This is a genomic window from Gordonia sp. VNK1 (genome assembly GCF_040049135.1).
In the GTDB taxonomy this organism is placed as follows: Bacteria; Actinomycetota; Actinomycetes; order Mycobacteriales; family Mycobacteriaceae; genus Gordonia; species Gordonia oleivorans.
The window spans coordinates 54,625-77,908 of record NZ_JBDZDJ010000022.1 but is presented as its reverse complement, the minus strand read 5'-3'; the positions used below and the strand labels follow the sequence as shown (position 1 = coordinate 77,908).

Annotated in this window: 23 protein-coding genes; 10 read left to right on the top strand and 13 right to left on the bottom strand. The window is 67.8% G+C overall.

What is annotated here, in order from left to right; all coding sequences use genetic code 11:
- Positions 1-40 precede the first annotated feature (40 nt).
- The 5 genes from ABLE94_RS21485 to ABLE94_RS21465 are packed head-to-tail and all read right to left on the bottom strand — an operon-like array spanning position 41 to position 8,309.
- A complete protein-coding gene (locus tag ABLE94_RS21485) occupies positions 41-1,267 on the bottom strand; it encodes an aminotransferase-like domain-containing protein (RefSeq protein WP_348809789.1) in 1,227 nt (408 codons plus the stop codon).
- Between the two features lie 9 nt (positions 1,268-1,276).
- Positions 1,277-2,470, bottom strand: a complete 1,194-nt coding sequence (locus ABLE94_RS21480; protein WP_348809788.1) for a M24 family metallopeptidase — start codon at positions 2,468-2,470, stop codon at positions 1,277-1,279.
- On the bottom strand, positions 2,471-3,970 hold the full coding sequence (locus tag ABLE94_RS21475; protein ID WP_348807065.1) for an NAD-dependent succinate-semialdehyde dehydrogenase: 1,500 nt from the start codon (positions 3,968-3,970) through the stop codon (positions 2,471-2,473).
- Positions 3,967-7,002: an FAD-binding and (Fe-S)-binding domain-containing protein gene (locus ABLE94_RS21470; RefSeq protein WP_348809787.1), complete on the bottom strand. Its 3,036-nt coding sequence runs from the start codon at positions 7,000-7,002 to the stop codon at positions 3,967-3,969. The genes ABLE94_RS21475 and ABLE94_RS21470 overlap by 4 nt, the downstream gene beginning before the upstream one ends.
- Entirely contained in the window at positions 6,999-8,309 is a 1,311-nt protein-coding gene (locus ABLE94_RS21465; RefSeq protein WP_348809786.1) for an aspartate aminotransferase family protein, read from the bottom strand. The genes ABLE94_RS21470 and ABLE94_RS21465 overlap by 4 nt, the downstream gene beginning before the upstream one ends.
- A 94-nt stretch (positions 8,310-8,403) precedes the next feature.
- Between ABLE94_RS21465 and ABLE94_RS21460 the strand changes: the two genes are divergently transcribed.
- Both ABLE94_RS21460 and ABLE94_RS21455 read left to right on the top strand, forming a co-directional pair.
- Positions 8,404-8,967, top strand: a complete 564-nt coding sequence (locus ABLE94_RS21460) for a hypothetical protein (protein WP_348807068.1) — start codon at positions 8,404-8,406, stop codon at positions 8,965-8,967.
- A gap of 120 nt (positions 8,968-9,087) precedes the next feature.
- On the top strand, positions 9,088-9,654 hold the full coding sequence (locus ABLE94_RS21455; RefSeq protein WP_348807069.1) for a hypothetical protein: 567 nt from the start codon (positions 9,088-9,090) through the stop codon (positions 9,652-9,654).
- 97 nt (positions 9,655-9,751) lie between these two features.
- Here ABLE94_RS21455 and ABLE94_RS21450 read toward each other — a convergent pair whose 3' ends face one another.
- Both ABLE94_RS21450 and ABLE94_RS21445 read right to left on the bottom strand, forming a co-directional pair.
- Entirely contained in the window at positions 9,752-10,195 is a 444-nt protein-coding gene (locus ABLE94_RS21450; RefSeq protein ID WP_348807070.1) for a MarR family winged helix-turn-helix transcriptional regulator, read from the bottom strand.
- The gene (locus ABLE94_RS21445; RefSeq protein WP_348807071.1) at positions 10,192-10,800 is read right to left on the bottom strand and encodes a DJ-1/PfpI family protein; all 609 of its coding nucleotides are present in this window, start codon (positions 10,798-10,800) and stop codon (positions 10,192-10,194) included. The genes ABLE94_RS21450 and ABLE94_RS21445 overlap by 4 nt, the downstream gene beginning before the upstream one ends.
- Positions 10,801-10,917: 117 nt before the next feature.
- On the opposite strand from ABLE94_RS21445, the gene ABLE94_RS21440 reads away from it, so the two are divergent.
- From ABLE94_RS21440 to ABLE94_RS21420, 5 genes are all read left to right on the top strand, one after another.
- Positions 10,918-11,928: a D-2-hydroxyacid dehydrogenase gene (locus tag ABLE94_RS21440; RefSeq protein ID WP_348809785.1), complete on the top strand. Its 1,011-nt coding sequence runs from the start codon at positions 10,918-10,920 to the stop codon at positions 11,926-11,928.
- 16 nt (positions 11,929-11,944) lie between these two features.
- Positions 11,945-12,964, top strand: coding sequence for a TtfA family protein (locus ABLE94_RS21435; protein WP_348807073.1), 1,020 nt, complete (start codon positions 11,945-11,947; stop codon positions 12,962-12,964).
- A gap of 46 nt (positions 12,965-13,010) precedes the next feature.
- Positions 13,011-13,577 carry an orotate phosphoribosyltransferase gene (pyrE, locus tag ABLE94_RS21430; RefSeq protein ID WP_348807074.1) on the top strand — a complete coding sequence of 189 codons (567 nt, stop codon included), beginning with the start codon at positions 13,011-13,013 and terminating at the stop codon, positions 13,575-13,577.
- A gap of 5 nt (positions 13,578-13,582) precedes the next feature.
- Entirely contained in the window at positions 13,583-14,272 is a 690-nt protein-coding gene (locus ABLE94_RS21425; RefSeq protein ID WP_348807075.1) for a TrmH family RNA methyltransferase, read from the top strand.
- 404 nt (positions 14,273-14,676) lie between these two features.
- Complete coding sequence (locus ABLE94_RS21420) at positions 14,677-15,819, top strand: acid phosphatase (RefSeq protein ID WP_348807076.1); 1,143 nt, start codon at positions 14,677-14,679, stop codon at positions 15,817-15,819.
- Between the two features lie 90 nt (positions 15,820-15,909).
- On the opposite strand, the gene ABLE94_RS21415 is transcribed toward ABLE94_RS21420, so the two are convergent.
- From ABLE94_RS21415 to ABLE94_RS21400, 4 genes are all read right to left on the bottom strand, one after another.
- Positions 15,910-16,641, bottom strand: a complete 732-nt coding sequence (locus ABLE94_RS21415; RefSeq protein WP_348809784.1) for a maleylpyruvate isomerase family mycothiol-dependent enzyme — start codon at positions 16,639-16,641, stop codon at positions 15,910-15,912.
- 10 nt (positions 16,642-16,651) lie between these two features.
- Positions 16,652-17,470 carry a fumarylacetoacetate hydrolase family protein gene (locus tag ABLE94_RS21410; RefSeq protein ID WP_348807078.1) on the bottom strand — a complete coding sequence of 273 codons (819 nt, stop codon included), beginning with the start codon at positions 17,468-17,470 and terminating at the stop codon, positions 16,652-16,654.
- A 44-nt stretch (positions 17,471-17,514) separates the two neighbouring features.
- Positions 17,515-18,615, bottom strand: a complete 1,101-nt coding sequence (locus ABLE94_RS21405; RefSeq protein WP_348807079.1) for a cupin domain-containing protein — start codon at positions 18,613-18,615, stop codon at positions 17,515-17,517.
- A gap of 118 nt (positions 18,616-18,733) precedes the next feature.
- Positions 18,734-19,531, bottom strand: a complete 798-nt coding sequence (locus tag ABLE94_RS21400; RefSeq protein WP_348809803.1) for an IclR family transcriptional regulator — start codon at positions 19,529-19,531, stop codon at positions 18,734-18,736.
- A gap of 49 nt (positions 19,532-19,580) precedes the next feature.
- On the opposite strand from ABLE94_RS21400, the gene ABLE94_RS21395 reads away from it, so the two are divergent.
- From ABLE94_RS21395 to ABLE94_RS21385, 3 genes are all read left to right on the top strand, one after another.
- Positions 19,581-19,751, top strand: a complete 171-nt coding sequence (locus ABLE94_RS21395; protein WP_348807081.1) for a hypothetical protein — start codon at positions 19,581-19,583, stop codon at positions 19,749-19,751.
- 65 nt (positions 19,752-19,816) lie between these two features.
- On the top strand, positions 19,817-21,031 hold the full coding sequence (locus ABLE94_RS21390) for an FAD-dependent monooxygenase (protein ID WP_348807082.1): 1,215 nt from the start codon (positions 19,817-19,819) through the stop codon (positions 21,029-21,031).
- 119 nt (positions 21,032-21,150) lie between these two features.
- Complete coding sequence (locus ABLE94_RS21385) at positions 21,151-21,534, top strand: hypothetical protein (protein ID WP_348807083.1); 384 nt, start codon at positions 21,151-21,153, stop codon at positions 21,532-21,534.
- Between the two features lie 51 nt (positions 21,535-21,585).
- Here the strand turns inward: ABLE94_RS21385 and ABLE94_RS21380 are convergent, their stop codons facing one another.
- Entirely contained in the window at positions 21,586-22,323 is a 738-nt protein-coding gene (locus ABLE94_RS21380; RefSeq protein ID WP_348807084.1) for a DedA family protein, read from the bottom strand.
- A 92-nt stretch (positions 22,324-22,415) separates the two neighbouring features.
- Complete coding sequence (locus ABLE94_RS21375) at positions 22,416-23,150, bottom strand: VTT domain-containing protein (RefSeq protein WP_348807085.1); 735 nt, start codon at positions 23,148-23,150, stop codon at positions 22,416-22,418.
- Positions 23,151-23,284: the final 134 nt, after the last annotated feature.

The window sequence follows — 23,284 nt, the reverse complement described above, 5'->3', positions numbered from 1 at the left end:
GGGGGTCACGCTCGGGTCCCTTCGTCACACAACCCGGGAGTCAGGGTCGTGCTGACATCCTCTCAAGAGTGCCCGTCAGACGCCGAATACCCTCCTCGATACGCTCGGGGGTCGACGAGGCGAAGCAGAGTCGCAGCGCGTTGCGGAACCGTCCGCTCGGGGACAGCGCGGGGCCGGGGATGAACGCGACGCCGTCGGTGAGGGCCACCTCGAAGAGCTCCCGGGTATCGATCTCGGCGAACTCCGCGCCGAGGGTCACCCACAGAAAGAACCCGCCGTCCGGGTTGGTGGTGGTGACGCGATCACCGAGGTGACGGCCGATCGAGGAGAGCATCGCGTCCTTGCGTTCCCGGTACAGCGTGCGCAGCGAGGCCAGATGATCCTGTAGGCCGCCGCGGGCGATGTACTCGGCGACGATGTGCTGATTGGGGACGTTGGTGCAGGTGTCCATCGCCTGCTTGCCGTTGATGAGCAGTTGGCGCAGCGACGGATCGGCGTCCACCCAGCCGACCCGCCAGCCGGGCGCGAGGATCTTGGAGAACGTGCGCACCGAGAACACCAGCGGATCGCCGGGGGAGAGGGTCTGGAAGGTGGGGATGTCCTCGCCGGAGAAGCGCAGCAGACCGTACGGGTCGTCGTCGATGATGACCGCACCCCACCGATGGGCCAGGCGCAGCAGTTCCCGCCGGCGTTCCTCACTCAGGGTGACGCCGGACGGGTTCTGGAAGGTGGGGATGGTGTAGATGGCCTTCGGTGTCCGGCGCGTGCGTTCGACGAGATCGACCAGGGTGTCGACCTGCATGCCGTCGTCGTCGACGGGCACCTCGAGGAGTTGCGCGCCGTAGGAGAGGGCGGTGGCGCTGCCGTTGGTGTAGGTGGGGGACTCGACGATGACCAGATCACCGGGATCGACAAAGAGTTTCGACGCGAGGTCGAGCCCTTGCATACCGCCGGTGGTGATGACGAGGCGGTCATGCGTCGACGGATCCGGGGTGGTGGCGAGGTAGTCGACGAGCAGTTGCAGCAGTCGTGGTTCACCCTCGGTGGCGCCGTATGTGAAGGACGAATTGTCCAGGATCTCACCGGCGATCTGCCGGAACTCCTCGGCCGGGACGGCCTCGTCGGCGGGGGAACCCATCGCGAATCGGACGATGTCGTGGGTTTGCGCCGCCAGCAGGGAGGTCGACGAGTCGATCATCGACCCGACGAGGTCCTTGGCGCGTCCGGCGAGGGGGATGGTGGGTGCGGTTGGTGCGGTGAATGTCATGGGGGCATCTCACTTCTGGATGAGTTCGCGGGGGAAGCTGGTGAACGTCTCGACCCCGGTCGGGCTCACCCGAACCGACTCCGACAGCTCGAAACCGTAGTTCTCCATCCACATTCCGCAGATGATGTGAAAGGTCATGTTGGTCTCCAGGATCGTCTCGTCCTCGGTGCGGATGCTGATGGTGCGCTCACCCCAATCCGGCGGATACCCGATTCCGATGGAATAGCCGAGACGAGAGGGCTTTTCGAGACCGTACTTGGCCAGCGTCCAGTTCCAGGTAGAGGCGAGTTCCCGGGTGGCCACCCCGGGGCGGATGGCGTCGAGGACATTGTTGAGGCCTTCGGCGGTGGCCTGCGCGACGTAGTCGAGATCCTTCGACGGCGTGCCGAGCGCGACCGTGCGGGCCAGCGGGCAGTGATACCGGTTGTGTGCGCCGGTGAGTTCGATGACGACGGCCTCGTTGTTCGCGAAAGTGCCCTGATGCCAGGTGAGATGCGGGGTGTCGGCGGCGGCGCCGGTCGGCATCATCGGGACGATCGCCGGATAATCGCCGCCGAAGTCCTCGGTGCCGGTGATCTGTGCCTGCGAAATGGCCGCCGCCGCATCGCATTGCCGCACCCCGACGTCGACGGTGTCGATGGCGGCGCGCATCGCCTCCGAACACACCATCCCGGCCTGCCGCATCAACTGGATCTCCGCGTCGGACTTCACCGATCGCACCCAGTTGACCAGTTCGAAGCCGTCGACGAGTTTCCACTCCGGGATCGCGTTGTACAGCGCGCGGTACGCCTTGGGCGTGAAGTAGTGCGAATCCATCTCCAGGCCAACCGATCCGGCACGCGACGCCGGGGCGATCAGATGACGCTGCCGCAACGCCCACGCCACCCAGTCGAACGGATGCACGTGCGGGCGATGCACGTAGCTCTCCGGATAGCCGACGATCTGCTCCTCCGGCAGCCACGTGGTGCGATGAGCGCCATGGGCATCCATCTCGCGAGCGAAGAACACCAGGTCGCCCTCGATGGGTACGAAGAGCATCTGCGGGGTGTAGAAGGACCACGCGTTGTAGCCGATGAGGTAGAAGAGGTTTGCCGGTTCGGTGACGATGAGTGCCGAGAGCCCCTGCTGATCCATACGTTCCCGCACGCGGGTCAGCCGGTCGGCGTACTCACTGTCGGTGAACAGCTGGGTTCCGAGATACACCTAACGCTTCCTCTGCCGTATCGGGGTGGATGTGTACTTGACGTCGAGGAACTCTTCGATCCCGAGCCGACCGCCCTCGCGGCCGAGCCCGGACTGCTTGACACCCCCGAACGGGGCGGCCGGGTTGGAGACGAGGCCGGTATTCAGTCCGACCATACCCACTTCGAGCGCATCGGCAATCTCGGCGAGGCGGTCGGCGTCGGCGGAGCAGACATAACCGACAAGACCCCACGGGGTGGCATTGGCCATGCCGATCACGGTGTCGTCGGCGTCGGTGCCGTCGCCGTCGAACGGGATCAGCGCCGCGACCGGACCGAAGATCTCGGTGCGCATCAACTCGGCGTCGCCGCTCACACCGGTCAGCACGGTCGGCGGATAGAAGTGTCCGGGACCATCGACAGGAATACCGCCACAACGGATTTCGGCGCCACGATCGACCGCGTCGGTGACGAGCCGCTCCACCTTGGCAACGGCCTTCGCTTCGACCAGTGGACCCACCTGCGTGCCGTCGGCGGCGCCGTCGCCGATCGTCAGGGCGCGCATTCGCTGGGTGAGTCCGTCGGCGAACTCGTCGAAGATGCTGCGGTGGACGAAGATTCGATTGGCTGCGGTGCAAGCCTGCCCCATGTTGCGCATCTTGGCGACCATCACGGCGTCGAGCGCGCGGTCGATGTCGGCGTCATCGCAGACGATGAACGGTGCGTTGCCACCCAACTCCATCGAGGTGCGCATCACATGGTCGGCGGCTTGCGCGATGAGGAGTTTGCCGACCTCGGTGGAGCCGGTGAAACTGACCTTGCGGGCCAGGCCCGAACTCATCCAGGCGCCGACGACGTCGGCGGGATCGGTGGTGGTCACGACGTTGAGAACGCCGTCGGGGAGTCCGGCGTCGCGCAGCACCTCGGCGAGCAGGAGGGAGGTGAGGGGCGTGAGCTCGGCGGGTTTGAACACCATCGTGCATCCCGCGGCGATGGCCGGGCCGATCTTGCGGGTTCCCATCGCGAGCGGGAAGTTCCAGGGAGTGATGAGCACGCACGGGCCGACGGGACGTCGGGTGACGACGATCCGGTTGCCGCCGTCACCGGTCGTGGTCGCATCGCCGGGGATACGGACCGCTTCTTCGGCGAACCACCGGAAGAACTCCGCAGCGTAGGTTACCTCACCGCGGGCCTCGGCGAGGGGCTTACCCATCTCGGCGGTCATCACCGCGGCGAACTCGTCGGCGCGGTCGGTGATGAGTTGATAGGCGCGGTAGAGGATTTCGCTGCGGTGGCGGGGACTCGTCGTCGCCCACCGGGCCTGGTGTGCGGCCGCGGCTCGCAGGGCGACCATCGCGTCATCGGCGTCGGCATCGGCGACGGTGGTCAGGATCTCGCCGGTGGCGGGATTCTCGACGTCGAATCGGCGACCCGACGCGGCGGGCGTCGACCGGCCGTCGATCAGCAGATCGGTGGGGATACCGTCGATCGCCGGGTGTGTGCGGGATTCGGTGGTGGTCATGGGTGCCTCCGGGGTGGGTGGGCGCTGTCAACGGGGAATCGGGCGCTGTCAACGGGTGCGCGGGCGCTGTCAACGGGGAATCGGGCGCTGTCAACGGTTTTCGGTGGTGGCGCGAGGATCTCGGCGAGGTGAGTGCCGGTGGCCGAGATCAGGGGATCGGTGGCGGCGAGGTGATCGACGGCCATGGCACAGCTGAACCCGTCGGTGATCACCGGGTTTCGTGGATCGGTACGCAAGGCCGGTGCGAGGGCCTGCTCGGCCACCTGGCGGCTGACCTCGTAGTGGCCGCGTTCGAAACCGAAATTGCCCGCCACGCCGCAGCATCCGTCGGCGGTGTGGACGGTCAGACCCAGGCTGCGCAGCGCGGCCGCGCCGGTCGACGCCCCGAACGTGGCGTACTCATGGCAGTGGGTCTGCAGCGTCACCGACTCGGGTAGGCCCTCGGGGGTGAATCCCGCCTCGATCAACCGCGGGAGGAATGCGGCGATGCTGTGGACCCGCGCCGCCACCCGATGCGCGGCCGGGGAGTCGACGAGTTCGGGGAGATCCGTGCGCAGTGCCGAGGCGCAACTCGGTTCGGGTACGACGATGGGGCGGTCGGTACCGTCGTCAAGGGCATCGGCGGTGCGGGCGAGAACCTTTCGGGCGTGGGTGAGCTGCCCGGTGGAGATCCAGGTCAGGCCGCAGCAGACGTCACTGCGGGTACCCACCGCGTCGCCGGTGGCGCAGAGGAGACGGGCGGTGGCGGCGGCCACCTGCGGCCGGAATGCGCGGGTGAAGGTGTCGACGAGGAGGATGGTGTCGCTGTGCGGGTCCGGGGCGGTCAATCCGTCGAGGGATTCCCGCACCCGGCGTCGGGTGGCGAATGCGGGCATGGCTCGGCGGGCATCGACGCCGGCGAGCCGTGAGGCGACCCGCTGGACCGGGCGAATGTGCAGAAAGCGGTTGATGATCGGTGCGGTCGCGGTGGCGGCGGGAAGCCACGCGGGCATCCATCCCAGCGAGTAGTGCGATGCGGGACGCAGTCGTCTCCGGTAGTGCTGATGCAGGAACTCCGACTTGTAGGACGCCATGTCGACGCCGGTCGGGCAGTCCGAGGAGCACGCCTTGCAGGACAGGCAAAGGTCGAGGGCCTCGGCCACATCGTCGGACCGCCAACCGGATTGGATGTCGGGGGCGGTGCGCACCATCTCCTGGAGCACCCGGGCCCGGCCGCGGGTGGAGTCCTTCTCGTCGCGGGTGGCCCGATACGACGGACACATCACGCCGCCGCTGGAGCTGCGGCACCGTCCGACGCCGATACATCCCTGGACGGCATGGATGAAGGGATCGAGTGTCGTTGGCGGCGTGGATGAGTCGTCGGTGTCCGACCACGGCCGATTGCTCACGTCGGCCAACGCGAGATTCGCGGTGATCGGCGCGGGATCGACGATGGCCGTGGGGTTCAGGATGCCGTCGGGGTCCCAGACCCTCTTGAACTCACCGAATGCGGTGAGCATGGCCTGCGAGTACATGATGGGCAGCAACTCGGACCGGGCACGTCCGTCACCGTGCTCGCCGGACAGGGAACCGCCATGGGCGACGACGAGTCGTGCTGCGGCCGTGCAGAATCGGCGCATCGTGTCCCGCCCGTCGGCGGTACGGAGGTCGAAGGTGATGCGCACGTGCATGCAGCCGGCGCCGAAGTGGCCGTACATCACCCCGGTGAGGCGATACTCGTCGAGCAGTGATTGGAAGTCGACGAGGTAGTCGGCGAGCCGGTCGGGGGCGACGGCCGCGTCCTCCCAGCCGGGCCAGGATTCATAGGCCGTTGCGGCGGTGGTGTCGTCCTCGGGTGGGCTGTCGGCTGTGCTGTCGGTGACCAGGCGCGCCGACAATCCCGCTCCGTCCTCGCGGATGCGCCACAGGGACTTTCGGGTCAACGGATCGTCGACGAGGACGGCATCGACCATCCGGCCCTGCGCGGTGAGGTGCTCGAGCAGTCGTTTGCTGGTCGACGCCACATCGGGTTCGGATATGGCCCGGGCACTGTGGTCGTCGAGGTCGATGAACAACCACGACTGCCCGTCGGGCAGACCCGTGATGGTGTCGGGTCCGCGTCGGGCCGCCATGGTGGTGACGATGGCGTGATCGATCCCCTCGATCGCGGACGGTTCGAACGGCAGGATCGCCGGCACGTCGCGGGCGGCGTCGGCGACGGAACGGTAACCGACGCAGAGTAATTGCTGCGACGTCGCGGCCGGTACGAGTCGCACGGTGGCGGCCACCACGATTGCGCAGCCGCCCTCGCTGCCGACGAGTGCACGGGCGACGTCGAACCCGTTCTCCGGCAACAGGTGTGCGAGGTGGTATCCGGATACCTGTCGAGAGATGGTCTCGAGTTCGGTGCGCAGGGGTGCGAGATTGCGTGCGATGAGCTCGCGCATCGACTCGGTGAGGTCGGCGGCGCGTGCCGTGGCGGCGGCGTCGCCGGGCCGGGTGGCGGCCAAACCCGTTCGGGTGGCGGTGATCCGCAGGCCGTCGGCGGTGACGAGGTCCAGTGACAACACGTGGTCACTGGTACGTCCGTACCGGACGGAGTGGTTGCCGCAGGCATCGTTGCCGATCGCTCCGCCGATGGTGGCCCGGGACGCCGACGACGGATCGGGCGCGAAGGTGAGGGCACCGTCGGTGGCGTGTCCGACCGCGGTGGCGAGTTCGGCGAGGATGACGCCGGCGTCGGCGGTGGCGGTGCGTGCGTCGGCGTCGATCGTGCTGACCGTGGTCAGGTGACGCGAGAGGTCGAGGACGATCCCGGCGCCGATCGCGTTGCCTGCCATGGAGGTTCCGCCGCCGCGGGCGACGATGGGGACCCGGTGGCGATGACACAGAAGCGCGACGGTCGCCACCTCGTCGGCGCTGCGGGGGAACACCACCGCCAGGGGTGGGACACGGTAATTGGAGGCGTCGTAGGAGTATTCGGCGCGTCGGCGTGATGAGTCGTCGACGGACAGACCGTGCGCGGCGAGGTCGGCGAGGACGGGCGAGCTCATCCGCCCAGCGCTCGTGCGCCCAGCGCCGATTCCAGTGCGGCGGTGAAACGGTCGACGCCGGTGGCGATCTCGTCCTCGGTGACCACCAGCGCCGGGATCAGGCGGACCACGTTGCCGGCCGGCCCGCAGGTGAGGGTGAGCAGGCCGTGTTCGGTGGTGGCCTGCTGGACGGCCAGGGCGGCTGCCGGATCGGGGACGGTGCGTTCCCCGTCGCGGGTGACGAACTCGACCCCGACCATCAGTCCGAGTCCGCGGACGTCACCGACAGTGTCGAAAGGTGCGGTGGCGCTCCGGATTCCGTCGATCAACTGTTGCCCGCGTACCCGGGCGTTCTCGACGAGGCCTTCGTCGTCGATGACGTCGAGGGTGGCGATGGCGGCTGCCGCGGCGACCGCATTGCCGCCGTAGGTACCACCCTGCGAACCCGGCCATGCCTTGCTCATCACCTCGGTGGGAGCGGCGATCGCCGAGATCGGGAAGCCGGAGGCGAGTCCCTTGGCGGTGATGAGGATGTCGGGGATGAGGCCGTCGGCGTGCTGGTGTCCCCAGAACCTGCCGGTGCGGCCGAAGCCCGCCTGCACCTCGTCGACGATCAGCAGGATGCCGTGTGCGTCGGCACGTTCACGCAGGCCGTGCAGGAATCGAGGCGGGGTGGGCAGGTAGCCACCGTCGCCGAGGACGGGTTCGATGAGAAATGCGGCGGTGTCATTGGGGGCGACGTGCGAGGTGAGCAGGTAGTCGAGTTCGGCGAGCGCGAAGTCGACGGTGGTCTCGACGTCCCACCCGTATCGGTAGGCGTAGGGGAAGGGCGCCATGTGCACACCGCCCATCAGCGGGGAGAAGCCGGCCGAGAATCGGGTTCCGGCGCTGGTCAGACTGGCCGCGGCGACGGTGCGTCCGTGGAATCCGCCTTGGAAGACGATGATGTTGGGCCGTCCGGTGGCCATCCGGGCCAGGCGGATGGAGGCCTCGACGGCCTCCGAGCCGGAGTTGGCGTAGAAGACCGAGTCGAGTCCGGGTGGGAGGACTCCGCCGAGCCGTTCGGTGAGTTCCAGTAGCGGCGTATGCATCACCGTCGTGTACTGAGCGTGAATCACCTTGGCGCACTGCGCTTGTGCCGCGGCGACGACGCGTGGGTGGCAGTGTCCGGTGCTGGTCACGCCGATTCCGGTGGTGAAGTCGAGGTAATCCCTGCCGTCGGTGCCGTGAATCCACGAACCCTGCGCGTGATCGACCACGACCGGCGTGGCCTGTTTGAGGATCGGCGACAACGATGCGGTCTGGGTGCGGGGTGCCACGGCGGTCATGGGTCCACCGTGAGGCCTCATCGTCGGATTGTCAACAATTAGACACCGCGTCTGCCGTGCTCGAGGGAAGGTGCGGCGTGATCAGATGGCGGTCATGGGTGATACGAAGGTCGACATCGTGGACATCGAGGTCCGGGGTGAGGTGGACGTCGTGGCTGTTCACGACCGGATGCGCGAGTGGCTCCTGGACCGCGGCGTCATCCGTGATGAGCGGGACAGTGCGCTCGGCGGCGGGGTGCTCTGGCTGCCGGGACCGGCCGCCACGACGACCGTCGACCTCGACCCGGGTCGTGAGATGTGGTCCGAGGGTGTCGAATTCGTCAGCGCGCGGCAGGTGTTCAGCCCGGTCGAGCTGGTGGGGCGGGCCGCGCGGTGTCCGCGCTGCGGTGGCGAGGAGGACTGCGACGCCTGGCAGGCCAGGTCTTGGGACGTGTTCAACGAGTGGTGGGATTCCGATGGTGTCGACCTTCTCCCGTGCGCTCGGTGCGGTGCCGACCTGCGCGTGAGTGACTGGGAGTGGGTGGACGGGGAACGCTGGGCACTCGGCGAGTTCGCCATCAGCTTCTGGAACTGGTGGCAGCCGCTGTCCGAGGAGTTCGTCGCCGACCTGACGCGCGAACTCGGTCATGAGACGTGCGTGATCTCGGTGCGGATGTGATCACTCTGATCTCCGTTGACGGCGCCCGGATTCCGTTGACGGCGCCCGGATTCCGTTGACGGCGCCCGGATGTGTATCCGGCGTCGGGCGCGCAGGACCGATCCGTGATCGGATTGACCGGTGAGTGATACCAGTGTCGACATCGTGGACCTCGACGTCGGGGGCGAGGGTGACGTGGCGGCTCTCTACGAACGCATGCGGGAATGGCTCCTGGGCCGCGGTGTCATCGTCGACGAGCGGACCGATGCGCTCGGTGGCGGGGCGCTCTGGCTACCCGGATCGGGCGCCGCAACGACGGTGCACCTTGACCCGGGCTGTGACATGGAGGCCGAAGGCATCGAGTTCGTCACCGAACGCCGGGTGTTCCATCCGGGTGAGAATGTGGGGACCGCAGCACGGTGCCCTCGCTGCGGTTGCGAAGTCGACCTCGACGACTGGGTTGCGCAGGCATCGGAGATGTTCACCGAGTGGCTGGAATCGCCCGAAGCCGTCGACTCGCTGCCCTGTCCCGGGTGTGGTGCGGTACTGCGCACGAGTGACTGGGAGTGGGCCGACGGCGAACGGTGGGCGCTCGGCGAGTTCGCGATCAGGTTCTGGACGTGGTGGTGGCCGCTGTCCGAGGACTTCGTGGCCGACCTGACGCGCGAACTCGGTCATGAGACGTGCGTGATCGCGGTGCGGATCTGATCACTCGTCACCTGGGGAACCGACGCATCCGGCTTCGGGGCGCTGTCAACGAGATTCAGGGCGCTGTCAACGGAATTGAGAGCGCTGTCAGCGGGATTCAGGGCGCTGTCAACGCGGCCGAGAGTGCTTCGAGTGCTTCGAGTGCGGCCTGCCATCGTTGCTCGCCGAGTCGCTCGGCGAGCGCGTCTGCGGCGGCACTGTGCTGCGGGTTGATCCGTCGTACCGCGGCGATCCCGGCGTCGGTGGGTGCGACGAGTTTGGCGCGAACGTGGGCGGGATTGTCCCGGTACGCGATCAGGCCGTCGGCGGCGAGGATGTCGGCGGTGCGCTGCACGCTCTGACGGGTGATGCCCATGGCGCGGGCGATGTCGGACACGGTGAGCGGACGTTCCAGGACGGCACCGAGCACCTGCCACCGAGTCGCGGTCAGGCCGGCCGGGCGGGCCAGTTCCTCGGCGAGAGCGAGGAACTGGCCGTTGAGTCGGAACGCCGTCAGTGCCGACCGGCTCAAGAGTTCCTGATGAGAAGGCTGCTCTCTCATTGCTGACCCGCCAGCCGATAGAAGCCGGACGGATCGCGGTGGCCGTAGAGCTGGTACCAGGCGTCGAGGACGGCTTCGTCGTAGATCCGTAACTGCGCGAAGATCTCTCGCGCGAACTCCACCGGCGCGACGGCGGCCGCGGTGATGACGCCGCGTCCGGTGACGGCGGGAGCGTCGACGTAGTGGCCGGCTCCTCGATATCCGGTCGGCGCGAGCTGCTCGGCGGCGTTGGAGGTGTGAGCGCGGTCGTCGAGGAGTCCGCCGCGTGCCAATCCGATGGTGGCGCCGCAGATCCCGGCGACGGGAACGTCGGCGGAGACCCATCGCCGTGCGGCTTCGACGAAGTCGTCATTGTCGCTCTCCCAGGTTTGCGCGCCGGGCAGCACCAGCATGGCGCTGTCGGTGGGGTCGACCTCGGGCAGTGCGATGTCCGGGACCATCCGGATGCCACCGAGCGTTGTGATCGGGTCGGTGGACGCGCCGACCGTGACGATCCGGAATTCGCCTGGTGTGAGCTGGAATTCAGGGTTGTTGATGCCGGCGGCGACGTAGCCGTATTCCCAGTCGGCCAGGGTGTCGTAGAGGGCGAGGTGGACGGTGGGCACGGGGAGCTCCGATCTCTGAGGTGGGCGCTCCTCCATAATGACAGAAAGCTGTCAATATGACAATGTTCTGTCAATGTACCCGAACGGGGGATCTCCGCGGCCGGTAGCGTGGGGCGCATGGCTGCACCCGATCCGGTGGTGGTCCTGCTCGGTTCGCCCGATGCGCCACCCCCTCCCAACCTGGCCGAACTGGAGAAACTCGCCGTCATCCGGCACGCCACCGCCGACGACCTGGGCACTGCTTTGCCGGGCGCCGACGCCCTCGTGCTCTGGGACTACTTCTCCCGCGCGCTCCGCGAGAACTGGGCCGCCGCCGACTCGCTGCGGTGGATACACGTGTGCGCGGCCGGAGTGGACTCGTTGCTGTTCGACGATCTGGTCGCCTCCGATGTCGTGGTGACCAATGCGCACGGCGCCTTCGACCGCCCCATCGCTGAGTTCGTCCTGGCCTCGATCCTGGCCCGCGACAAGCGGTTACACGAATCCAGGGAACTGCAGCGGGAACATCGGTGGCAGCATCGTGAAACCCTGATGGCCGCCGGTCGCTCCGCGCTGGTCATCGGCACCGGCGGTATCGGCCGCGAGATCGCACGGTTGCTGCGGGCGGTCGGCATCGAGGTGACCGGGGCCGGACGCCGCGCCCGGACCGGCGACCCCGACTTCGGTGAGGTGCGCGAGTCCGCACAGCTGGCCGACTACGTGGGCGACTTCGACACCGTCGTGGTGATCGCTCCGTTCACCGCCGAGACCGAGAACATGATCGATGCCGACGTGCTGGCCGCGATGCGTCCCGACGCGCACCTCGTCAACGTCGGCCGCGGCGCACTCGTCGACGAGGCCGCGCTGATCGAGGCGCTGCGCGCCGGGCAGATCGGCGCGGCCTCACTCGATGTGTTCGTCACCGAACCGCTGCCCGCCGACAGCCCGCTCTGGGACATGGACAACGTGTCCATCTCGGCGCACATGAGCGGCGACGTCGCGGGCTGGCGGGAGGTGATCGCCGCGCAAATCCTCGACAACCTGCGACGATATGCCGACGACCCCGATGCGAAGCTGTCGGCGACGCTGAACAACGTCGTCGACAAGGGGCGCGGATACGTCGTGCCGGGCGGTCCGCCGACCGCCTGAAGTACTCTGTAGCGCGATGACCACCATCGTCTACTTCGTGATCGCCGCCATCGCACTGGCCGGTGCGGTGTTTCTGCTGTGGCTGGATCGCCGGCGTTCCTCGGTCACGCGGCATCAACGCGCCATCTGGGGCGACGAGCACGACTTCAAGTTCCGTGAATCCGACTCCAAGCTGCGAACGGTGTTCCGCCGCGCGACCATGAACGTCCCCGGCCACATCGCAGTCCAGAACGTGGCCTACGGGCACTACGGCGGCGCCGAGGCAGTGGTGTTCGACCTCGCCGAGACCGCGACGGTGATCGCCGTCCGAAGGTCCACGCCGTCGAGCGTTGTCGTCGACCTGCGCCACGAGGATGTTCTCGCGCCCGCCGAGGACGACGTCGAACTGCTCGGCGCGATGGGATCGCGGGTGATGTTCTCCAACAACCTCGACGCCGCGCGCCGCGTCTGCGACCGCCGCATGGTCGCGCTGGCCACCAAGGCACCCACCTACGTCGAGGTGCTGTGGAACGAGGGGAACTGGGCGCTGGGGTCGATCCCGCTGACCGATGACCCGGCCGAACTGGACACGGCCCTGGAGGTCGTGCGTCGATTCGCCGACCTGCTGCGGGTGCTGCCGCCGCTGCGGGAACCGCAGGACGCGCCGGACCCGCGGGATCCGCACGGCCCGACCCGGGCCGAGCTGGCCGACGAGAAGACCGACCACATGCGGGACAAGAATCGTCGCGCCCGCCTCGAGGCCGCGGCCCGCGAGGACGGCGCCGACGGGGCGGCGCCGCCCACCCTGCTGAGCAAGCGTCCCGACGGGGCGCGGGGCGGCGGTCCGGCCGAACGCCCGCCGGCCCCGCGTCGGGCCCGGCGCGACGTCGGTGCCGACCTCGATCCCGGCTTCGATCCCACCGGTTTCGATCCCGTGGACGCCGACCTCGACTTCGATGACGAGCCACCCGCACCGGAGACCCGTATCGCCCCACGCGCGACGCGCACCGGCCCCAGCGAGATGCCGGTGCGACGCAACCGCCACCGGCGTCAGTGATCTCCGGTCGCGACCCGATCAGTTCAGCAAGAGAGTGAGTTCGCCCGTGTCTGCGCCCACCCCCCAGCCCACCGTCGACGCCGCCGACCGTGACGTTCTCGCCGCCCTGGTCACCGACCTGTCGGTGGTTCACGGGCGGGTGACGTTGTCCTCGGGTAAGGAAGCCGACTACTACGTCGATCTGCGCCGGGCGACCCTGCATCATCAGGCGTCCCCGCTGATCGGCACCCTGATGCGGCAGCTGACCGCCGACTGGGATTTCGACGCGGTCGGCGGGCTGACACTGGGTGCCGATCCCGTGGCCACCGCGATCATGCACGCACCGGGCCGCGCCATCGATGCCTTCGTCGTGCGCAAGGCCGCCAAGGCGCACGGTATGCAGCGTCGGATCGAAGGACCCGACATCGTCGGCAAGCGGGTACTCGTCGTCGAGGACACCTCCACGACCGGCGCGTCACCGTCGACGGCCGTCGAGGCCGCCCGTGAGGCCGGCGCGACCGTGGTCGGCGTGGCGACGGTGGTCGACCGCGCGACCGGCGCCGATGCCGTCATCGAGGCGTTGGGTGTGCCCTACCGTTCACTGCTCAGCCTGGCCGATCTCGGCCTCGCCTGAGGTCGGTGACACCGGAAACGGCGTCGGGTCCGGGTGAGCCCGGCCCCACCGAATGGCAGTCGGCGTCGACCCCACCCGTCGGGGTGGGCCCCTGGTCGGCCGAACATGACGGCCCGATCCCCGACGATCCCCGCTACGACCGGGAACTCCTTGCCGACGGTGACACCCGCAATGTGGTTGACGCCTACCGCTATTGGACGCGGGAGGCAATCGTCGCCGACATCGACGCCCGCCGCCACCCGTTCCACGTGGCGATCGAGAACTTCGCCCACGACGCCAACATCGGCACGGTGGTGCGCACCGCCAACGCCTTTGCCGCCGCAGCGGTGCACATCGTCGGACGGCGACGCTGGAACCGCCGGGGCGCCATGGTGACCGATCGCTATCAGCATCTCGAACACCACGACACCGTCGCCGACCTCATCACCTGGGCTCGGGAGCGTGGCCTGGCGATCGTCGCCGTCGACAACACACCCGGCGCGGTGCCGCTCGAGACCGCTGATCTGCCCCGCGAATGCGTCCTGCTGTTCGGGCAGGAAGGCCCCGGGGTGAGCGCCGATGCACAGTCGCGGGCCGACCTGACGGTGTCGATCGCCCAGTTCGGATCCACTCGCAGCATCAATGCCGGTGTGGCAGCGGGCATTGCGATGCACGCGTGGATTCGGCAGCACGCCGATCTCGGGCAGGCGTGGTGATGGCAGTTCGTCGACGGTCCGGATGATGCGCGGATACTCGTAGGCCGCCCGCCGATTCTTCGCGAGCCGCGGATCTCGTCCTCGCCCGATGACATTGCGCTTGACGCCGGCGACGGGCCGGCCGACCGATCCGGCCTCACGGGGGATCGGCATGGTTGACGGAGGCCACCGGGGAGGCATCGATGCAGGGTCGAGGTGTCATGTCGTCTGGTTGCTCCCATCGAGAAGACCGACGAGATCTGGCAGCGCGTCGAGGCCGGGGACATCGATCTCGGGTGAGTGATCCGACCGGGGTGACCGGACGGCAAACATCGGATGAACGGACCCGCCTGGGGCCGCGATTCTGCTCACCGGCCACCTGTCCGTCTTGCCCGAGTGTATGTGCATGCGCGAGAGTGTTTCCCATGCATGTCCCGTCGCTGTCGATGCGTATCCGTACTGTCCTGGTCTCGTTGGTCGTCGTCCTCACCCTCGTCGGCGCGGGTACCGCGCAGGCCGCACCTGCTCCGGCGGCTCCGCCGGCGGGTTTCTCCACCGCACAACTCGTCGGCCCATTTGCCTCGGACGTCCCGCCCGGCGGAACCTACATCCCGATCCTCGACGGCTTCGCGTCGGTGAAGGCCGACCACCCCGAGGTCATCGGTCAGAACCTGTCGACGGTCGTCGCCATCAACAACCACGCCACCGCCGCGCAGCAGGCCGACGCGCTGGCCATCAACTACGACGATCGGATCGTGTCGCTGTCGGAGGCGTTGGGCGCCAAGGTCGGTGCGACCTTCCGTCAACTGCTCACCGAGGGTCGGATCCCCGAGGTGGCCCAGTTGGTCGAGGGTGACACCGCGCGTGCCGGGATTCCGTTGCAGACCACCCTGATCGAGAAGCAGTACTACAACAACCCGCGGCCCTTCGTCGTCGCACCGACACGGATCAAGCGCTACAACCGGCCGGGTTCGGATCTGTACCCCGAACTCGCGAGCAACGGATCGTACCCGTCGGGCCACGCCAGCCAGGGCTACTGGATGGGTGCGCTGCTGGCCTACTGGCTGCCCGAACTCGGACCGCAGATCATCGCCCGATCCGGTGAGATCGGGTATGGCCGAATGGTTCTCGGTGTGCACTATCCGCTCGATGTGATGGGCGGGCGGATCATGGGGCTCGCCGTGGCCGCCGAGCGGTTGGCCGACCCGGCGTTCGCGAGGCTCATTGACAGCGCCGGGGTCCAGTTGCGTACGCGGTTGAGCGCCGCGCTGGGCACCTCCGTCGCGCAGGCCGTCGCCGCGGACACGCCGTATCTGAGCGACACCGCCGCCGTCGCCGAAGCCGATGAGCAGATGACCTGGGGCTTCGCGCGGATCAACCCGAATCAGACCAATACGATCCCGGCGCAGGCCGCCGCGCTTCTGCGTGGCCGGTACCCGAACCTGACCGACGCGCAGCGGCTGGACATCTTGCGTCGCACCGCGATTCCGGCCGGCTACCCCCTCGATCAGAGTGGCGCCAACGGCGGCTGGTTGCGGATCAACCTCGCGGCGGCGCTGGCGGGGTAGCGGACGGCTCGACGTCGGCGAATCTGAGAAAGTGGGGGAAGAGATTTCTTCCCCCACTTTTCGTAGCTCAGCCGGCTTGGCGTCGGTGGTTCACAGCCAGTGCGGCGCAGCGACTTCCGTGGTCGTCTGCACGCCGTCGACGGTGCGCCCGGCCATCCAGCCGACGACGGCCGACAACTCCCCGCGCACCTCGGTGTGATCACCGGCGAAATCCGGGTCGACGTCGGTGGTGCCTGCCGGTGTGATCAGCCGGAGTTCGGCACCGCTGCCCTTGCGGGCCCAAGCGCCGGCGATGTCGCCGAACAGGTCGAGCAGCACGGCCTCGGGGAAGTCGGCAAAGGAGCCACCCGCGCCGAGATCGATGGTGTGAATCCAAACCTCCCGGGTGCGCATCCACGCGGTCTCCGCGGCCGGAACCGTGCGACCCTGGATGGTCTTGACCTGCGCCTCCCACTTCTCGGCGGGCAGCCGCCGCCATGCCTCGTCGAGACGTGCCGCGGTGTGATCGACGAGGTTGCGCAAGGCCTGCGCGCCCAACGTCGATCCGTCCTCGATCTCCGTGTTGCGTTGTGTGGCCGAGGAATACATCGGTGTCTCGACTCCGGTCGCGGCCCAGGTCATCAGGTTGCACAGGGCTGCGGCGTTGTAGCCGACGTGCGCGACGAGATGCTTGCGTGACCAGCCGGGAAGCAGTGACGGCCCGGCGAGCTCGTCGTCGGAGACGCGTGCCAGGTGCTGCACGAAGTACGCGGTTCCGTTGCGGGCGATGGCCAGTTGCTCGTCGATGGGGAGCTGGTGGAAGCCCGCGATGTCGGCACTCACCGCGCTGACGTTACTTGACAATGGTCTTGTTCCGGACGGTTCCGAGACCCTCGACGGTGACCTCGACGGTCTGGCCGTCGCCGATGTAGCGGGCCGGCTTGCGGGCGTGGCCGACGCCGCCGGTGGTGCCGGTGATGATGACGTCGCCCGGGTTGAGGGTCACGATGTGCGAGATGTATTCGACGAGTTCGGCGGGCTTGAACACCAGGTCATCGGTGGTCGACTCCTGCATGACCTCGCCTTCGAGGCGGGTCTCGATGCGGCTGCCGAGCTGGTAGTCGGTGTCGAGCCACGGCCCGAAACCGCTGGTCTTCTCGAAGTTCTTGCCCTGATCCCACTGCAGGGTGCGGTACTGGTAGTCACGCATCGTGTAGTCGTTGATGACCGAATAGCCGGCGATGTGGTCGGCAGCCGAGGCGGCGGTGACCTGGTAGGCATGCTTGCCGATGACGACGGCCAGTTCGGCCTCCCAATCGAGCTGTGCGGCAGCGTATTCGGGGACGACGACGTCGTCGTACGGGCCCGTGAGGGCCTCGGCGACCTTGAGGAACAGGGTGGGGTACTCCGGTAGGTCGCGGCCCATCTCCACGATGTGCGAGGCGTAGTTCAGTCCGACGCAGAACATCTTGCCGGGGCGGGGGATCACCGGGGCGTGGTCGGCGTCGGCGAGGGGGACGGTGGTGCCGTCGGCGGCCTCGGCGATGTCACGCCAGTTGTCTTGGGCGAGAAGGGCTCCCAGATCGGCGTAGCCATCGATCACGGTTGCGGTGGTCTCGTCGACGCGGGCGGCTGTGGTGGTGCCGGCGAGGCGGAGGGTGGTGAGTTTCATCGGGTGGTGGTCCTTATCGTGGGCGGGGCGGGTGATGGGGTGGGCTACTTCTGGATCTGTGTGCGATCGAAGTGCAGGCGCTCCATGATCGGAGCGTCGGAGAAGGTGAACAGGTCGATGCCGGGATCGGTGGCCAGCGACCAGGGCACCCAGGAGGGGACGACCACGAGGTCGCCGGTGGACAGTTCGCGGCGGTCGTCGCCGATGGTGACCTCGCCTTCGCCGTCGAACACCTGGAAGACGGTGGAGCCGACGTCGCGGCGGGTGGCGGTCTGTGCGCCGGCACGCAGCCGGTGGAACTCGGCGCGGATGGTCGGCATGACGTCGCCCCCGGTGGTCGGGTTGGTGTAGCGGACGGCGGCATGGCCGGGTTCGGTGGTCGAGGCGTAGCCCTCGGTCTCCAGCTCGAGCTGCTGACGCAACGCGGCGTCGGTGTACTCCCAGCGGTAGCACGCGATCGGCGAGCTGACCTTGGCGTCGAGCCCGACCAGCGGACGCAGGCCGGGGTGGCACCACAGGCGTTCGGACCGCGAGACCTCGGGCATCGACTCGTCGGTGACGCCGTCGGAGCCGAACTCGAAGAAGCCGGTGTCGGCGTAGTGGCTGAACGGGATGTCGAGGCCGTCGATCCAGGCCATCGGCTGGTCGGTCTCGTTGTGGTGGCCGTGGAAGTTCCAGCCGGGGGTCAGCAGGAAGTCGCCGCGGCGCATCGCGACCGGGTCGCCGTTGACCACGGTCCACACACCCTCGCCCTCGACGACGAAGCGGAAGGCGTTCTGGCTGTGCCGGTGCTCCGGTGCGGTCTCGCGTGGTCCGAGGTACTGGATGGCTGCCCACAGAGTGGGACTGACGTACGGGCGTCCACCGAGACCGGGGTTGGCCAGCGCGATCGCGCGGCGTTCGCCGCCGCGGCCGACGGGCACCAGCTTGCCGGCCTGCTCGGCCAGGGGGAGGAGCTCGGCCCATCGCCAGACATAGGGGATCGCCCGGGGCGCGGGCGACATCGGCATCAGGTCGCCGATCTGGGTCCACAGCGGGATCAGGTTGGCGGCGTTGAAGTCGGAATACAGGGCGTCGAGGGCCGCGTCCTCTTCGGGGGCGCTGCCATGGGCGGTGTCGGTCCCGCCGGGGGTGGTGGTGGTCATCGCGTTCTCCGTCTGCCTATGGGATGGATCACTGCTCTCGACGGTAGGGGCAGGGCGACGGAAGATCTCGGAGTTTCTGCATAGCAGAACGTGGGTGATGGTCGGGTGGGTCCCGGCGTCAGGGTTCGAGGTCGGCGACGTCGATCTCGATCTCGTGCGCACATCGCCGCATCTGGCCGATCAGCGGCCCGCGGGCGTGCTGCTCGTAGCGGGTGGACGGGACGGCGACGGTGATCGCGCCGAGGGTCAGACCCCGGTGATTGTGGATGGCCATGCCGAATGCCGACACCCCGTTCTCCGACAGTTGCAAGTTGATGCCTACGCCGGAGTCGCGGATCGTGCGCAGCGACGTGCTGAACGCGGCGAACTCGTCGGCCGGAAGCCGGGGATCGGCGTCGTCGCGCCGCTGTTGACCGTCGGGTAGCAGGTAGAGCTGGGTGAGCACCGCGTCGTCGAGTTCGGCGAGCAGGGCCCGGCCACCCGCGGTGCGGTGTGCGTCGAGCACCTGGCCCTGCCGGTCACCGACCCGCAGGATGGTGGCGGATTCGGCCGAGTAGAGGAATCTCGCCTGGGTGCCCACCCGGATCACCAGGTTGGAGGTCTCCCCGGTCTGGGCGGTCAGCGCCTCGAGGTAGGGCCGTGCGCGATCGGTGAGGTCGCGGGTCCAGCCGCGTCGTGCCGGTCCGGCTCCGAGTGCCGGCCCGGGGTGATAGACGCGATGCTCGTCCTGTACGGCGAAACCGCGGTACACGAGCATCGCGAGGAGTCGGTGGGCGGTGGAGTTGGCCACCCCGAGTTCGGCGGCCGCATCCGACAGTCGCACCGCGCCCACGTCACGGAGCAGCACGACCAGGCGTAGGGCGTTGTCGACGGAGGTGATGACGTACGACGGCCGCTCGATCACGCGTTTCTGCATAGCAGAACTGTATTGCGACGGGGTTGTGGTGTCCATCACCGTGATTGTCATGACCGCTTCACCGCACGGCACCCACGCCCCGCGTGACGCGGCGGCACACCACGGCCTGTCTCCACTCTTCGGCGTCGGCGCGTTGATCGCCTCGGTGGTGCTCGTCGCGGTCTCCGCGGCGGGCGGCCCGCAGCCGTCCGCCATCGCCACGTCCACGGTTGCCGCCTGAGCGTCGGTGACCCCTGGTCCGTCACCGGTTCTCCCTCAATCCTCGTCTTCAGATCGGAGTCAGAAATGTCATTGTCAACGTCCCGGGTCCTGATCGCCGGCGGCGGAATCGGCGGTGCGGCCGCCGCCCTCGCCATGGCACGCAAGGGTGCCTCGGTCACTCTCTTCGAACGCGCCGCCGAATTCGGTGAGGTCGGTGCCGGCCTGCAGATCGGCCCGCACGGAGCACGCATGCTCGACTCGTGGGGTCTGCTCGACGCCGCCCTGGAACGCGGCGTGCTGCCCGGCAATATCGTCTTTCGCGACGCCGTCACCAGCGCGGAACTGACCCGTGTAGATCTCGGTACCGAGTTCCGGAACCGTTACGGCGGACCGTATTTCGTCATCCACCGCAGCGATCTGCACTCGCTCATCATCGACGCGGCGCGTGCGGCCGGCGCCGAGATGCTCACCGGGCAGACCGTCGCCGACGTCGTCACCGAAGGCCACCGGGCGGTGCTGTCGACCGCCGACGGGCAGGCCCACGAGGCCGACGTGGTGCTGGCGATGGACGGTCTGAAATCCCGTCTGCGCCGCACGCTCTCCGACGATGAACCCGTCGCATCCGGGTATGTCGCCTACCGTGGCACCTTCCCGCGGGAGGAGGTGTCCGCCGGTGCCGACATCACCGACGTGGTCGGCTACATCGGACCGCGCTGCCACTTCATCCAGTACCCGCTGCGCGGCGGCTCCATGCTCAATCAGGTGGCGGTGTTCGGATCACCCAAATACCTTGCGGGCGAGAAGGAGTGGGGTGGTCCCGACGAACTGGCGCACGCCTACGACCACTGCCACGAGACCGTCCGCGCCGCCACCGATCACCTGTGGCGGGACCGCTGGTGGCCGATGTATGACCGTGAGCCCATCGACAACTGGGTCGACGGACGGATGATCCTGCTGGGCGACGCCGCACATCCGCCGCTGCAGTACCTCGCCTCCGGCGCGGTGATGGCCATCGAGGACGCCAAGTGCATCGCCGACTACGCCGAAGAGGAACTGGCCCTTGGTGGTTCGGATGCGTGGGACCGCACCCTGGCCGCTGTCAACGGCGAACGGGCGCCCCGGTGCAACCGCATCCTGACCACCGGCCGGATGTGGGGTGAGCTGTGGCACCTCGACGGGGTGGGTCGCATCGCCCGCAACGAACTGTTCCAGACCCGGGACACCTCGAGCTACAAGTACACCGACTGGCTGTGGGCATACTCGAGCGACCGTACCCCCGCGGGCGCGCTGACCGTCTGAGTTGCCGGACCCTACATAGGACCTAGGACACCGGTCGATGCGGTCGGCGGACCCTTTCGCCGACCGCGTCGACCGGCGCAGTCTGAAACGAATAGGGATTTCGAGGAAGGGGCGGGTCAATGGGCATTGCGTCCACACGTTGTGAGAGCTGCGGTCTGCCGGTGCATTCCTACCGGTACTGCGCGCACTGCACCGACGAGTACGGCAACCTCCAGTCCTTCGACATGCGGCTGGAGTCCATCGTCGCGGAGTGGGAGGTCGAGCATCCGCATCTGACCTACCACGAGGCCCGGGAGCAGGCCAAGCACTTCATGGCGCAGATGCCGGCCTGGCGTGACCACCCGCGCATCGTGGGTCTGCGTCGTGCCGAGGCAGGTTTCGTACGGCGCAACGACACCGTCGGACTACGGCCCAACGATCCGGTCGGTCCGACTCATGGCGTGCCGTCGCCGGACATCCCGCACACCAGTGGACTCGGTATGGGATTTCAGGGCCCGCGATAGCTCGTCGGCGTCGACGGTCGATCAGGGCCGTGGGTGGATCGGGATCGCCGATCAGACCGAGCCGGTGCCGCGATCCTCGACCGACGTGGGTGTGGCCGTGACGTCCTCGTCGACGACCGCCTTCTTGGCGGCGCGACGCCGGCGGTACCACTCGATGAGCATCGGGGCCACCGAGATCACCACGATGAGGATGAAGATCGGTTCGATGAGTTTCTGCACGATCCCGAAGCCACCCAGCCAGTAGCCGAGCAGCACGATGCCGGCACCCCACACGATGGCGCCGACGACGTTGTAGACGGCGAACACCACCCACTTCATCCGGGCCGCACCCGCCACGATCGGGGCCAGGGTGCGCACGATCGGCACGAACCGGGCCAGGAAGATGGTGATCGGGCCGTGCTTCTCGAAGAACTCGTGCGCCTCGACGAGGTAGCGCTCCTTGAGGAATCGGGCGTCGGGCCGGAACATCTCGGTTCCGACGAAACGGCCGATCCAGTAGCCGATCTGGCCGCCGATGATGGCGGCGACGGGTACGAAGATCAGCAGTTGCCACAGCGAGGCGAACTTGTCGATGCCGTCCTTGCCGCCGGCCGCGACGACCATGCCCGCCACGAACAGCAGCGAGTCACCGGGCAACACCGGGAACAGCACCCCGGACTCGATGAGAATCACCAGGAGCAGGCCCCAAAACGCCCAGGCGCCGAACCAGCTGAGCACGTTGATGGGGTCGAGGATGCCGGGCAGTGCGACCGCGGTGGTCGTGGCCTGGGCAAGAGCGGAGTCGATCACAGGTCACCAGGCTACTTGGTCGGCCTGTGAGACGGCCAAAGCCTGCTGCAGGGTGCCTGGCAGACGGGTCGTTTCCTCAGGATGCTGTTTCCTCAGGATGCTGCGGGAGGGACCTGCGACGGCTCCGGCTCACGACGGTCGACGGGTTCCTCGACGATCGCACGCCGGGAGCGGAGTAGGCGTTTGCCGACCTCGGAGATGATCGGCAGCACCGAGACGAAGACGATGAGCAGGAAGATGTAGTCGACGTTGTCGCGGATGAAGGCGATCTGGCCGAGGAAGTAACCCAGCAGCGTCACTCCGGCGCCCCACGCGATGGCACCGACGATGTTGTAGGTGAGGAAGATCGAGTAGCGCATCTTGGCGGCCCCGGCGACGAGCGGGGCGTAGGTGCGCACGATCGGCACGAACCGGGCCAGCACGATGGTGATCGGCCCGTGCTTCTCGAAGAATTCGTGCGCCTCGATGATGTACTTCTCCTTCAGCACCCGCGCGTTCGGCTTGAACAGGGAGTACCCGAGCCGGTTGCCGATGAGATAGCCGACCTGATCGCCGAGGAACGCCGCGATCGGAATGGTGACCAACAGCACCCACAGCGGCGCGAACGGTTCGATGTCGGCGGACTTGGCGGCCACGATCAGGCCCGCGGTGAACAGCAGCGAGTCGCCCGGAAGCAGCGGAAACAGCAGGCCCGACTCGATGAACACGACGAGGAGGAGCCCGGCGAGAATCCACGTGCCGAACGAGTTCAGCAGGTTGACGGGATCCAGGAAACCGGGGAGCAGTGCCAGATTTGTCGTGTTTGCGGCCAACGCGAAGTTCGTCACGGAAATTCAGGGTACCGGGTGGATATGAGTGTCTGCTGAATCCGTCGTGGGCCGACATCCCGGGCCGCTGCGCGCCGGTGGCCCGACCTTGACATACTGAATCCGAGTGGACCCGCTCACACGGTGAGAAGACG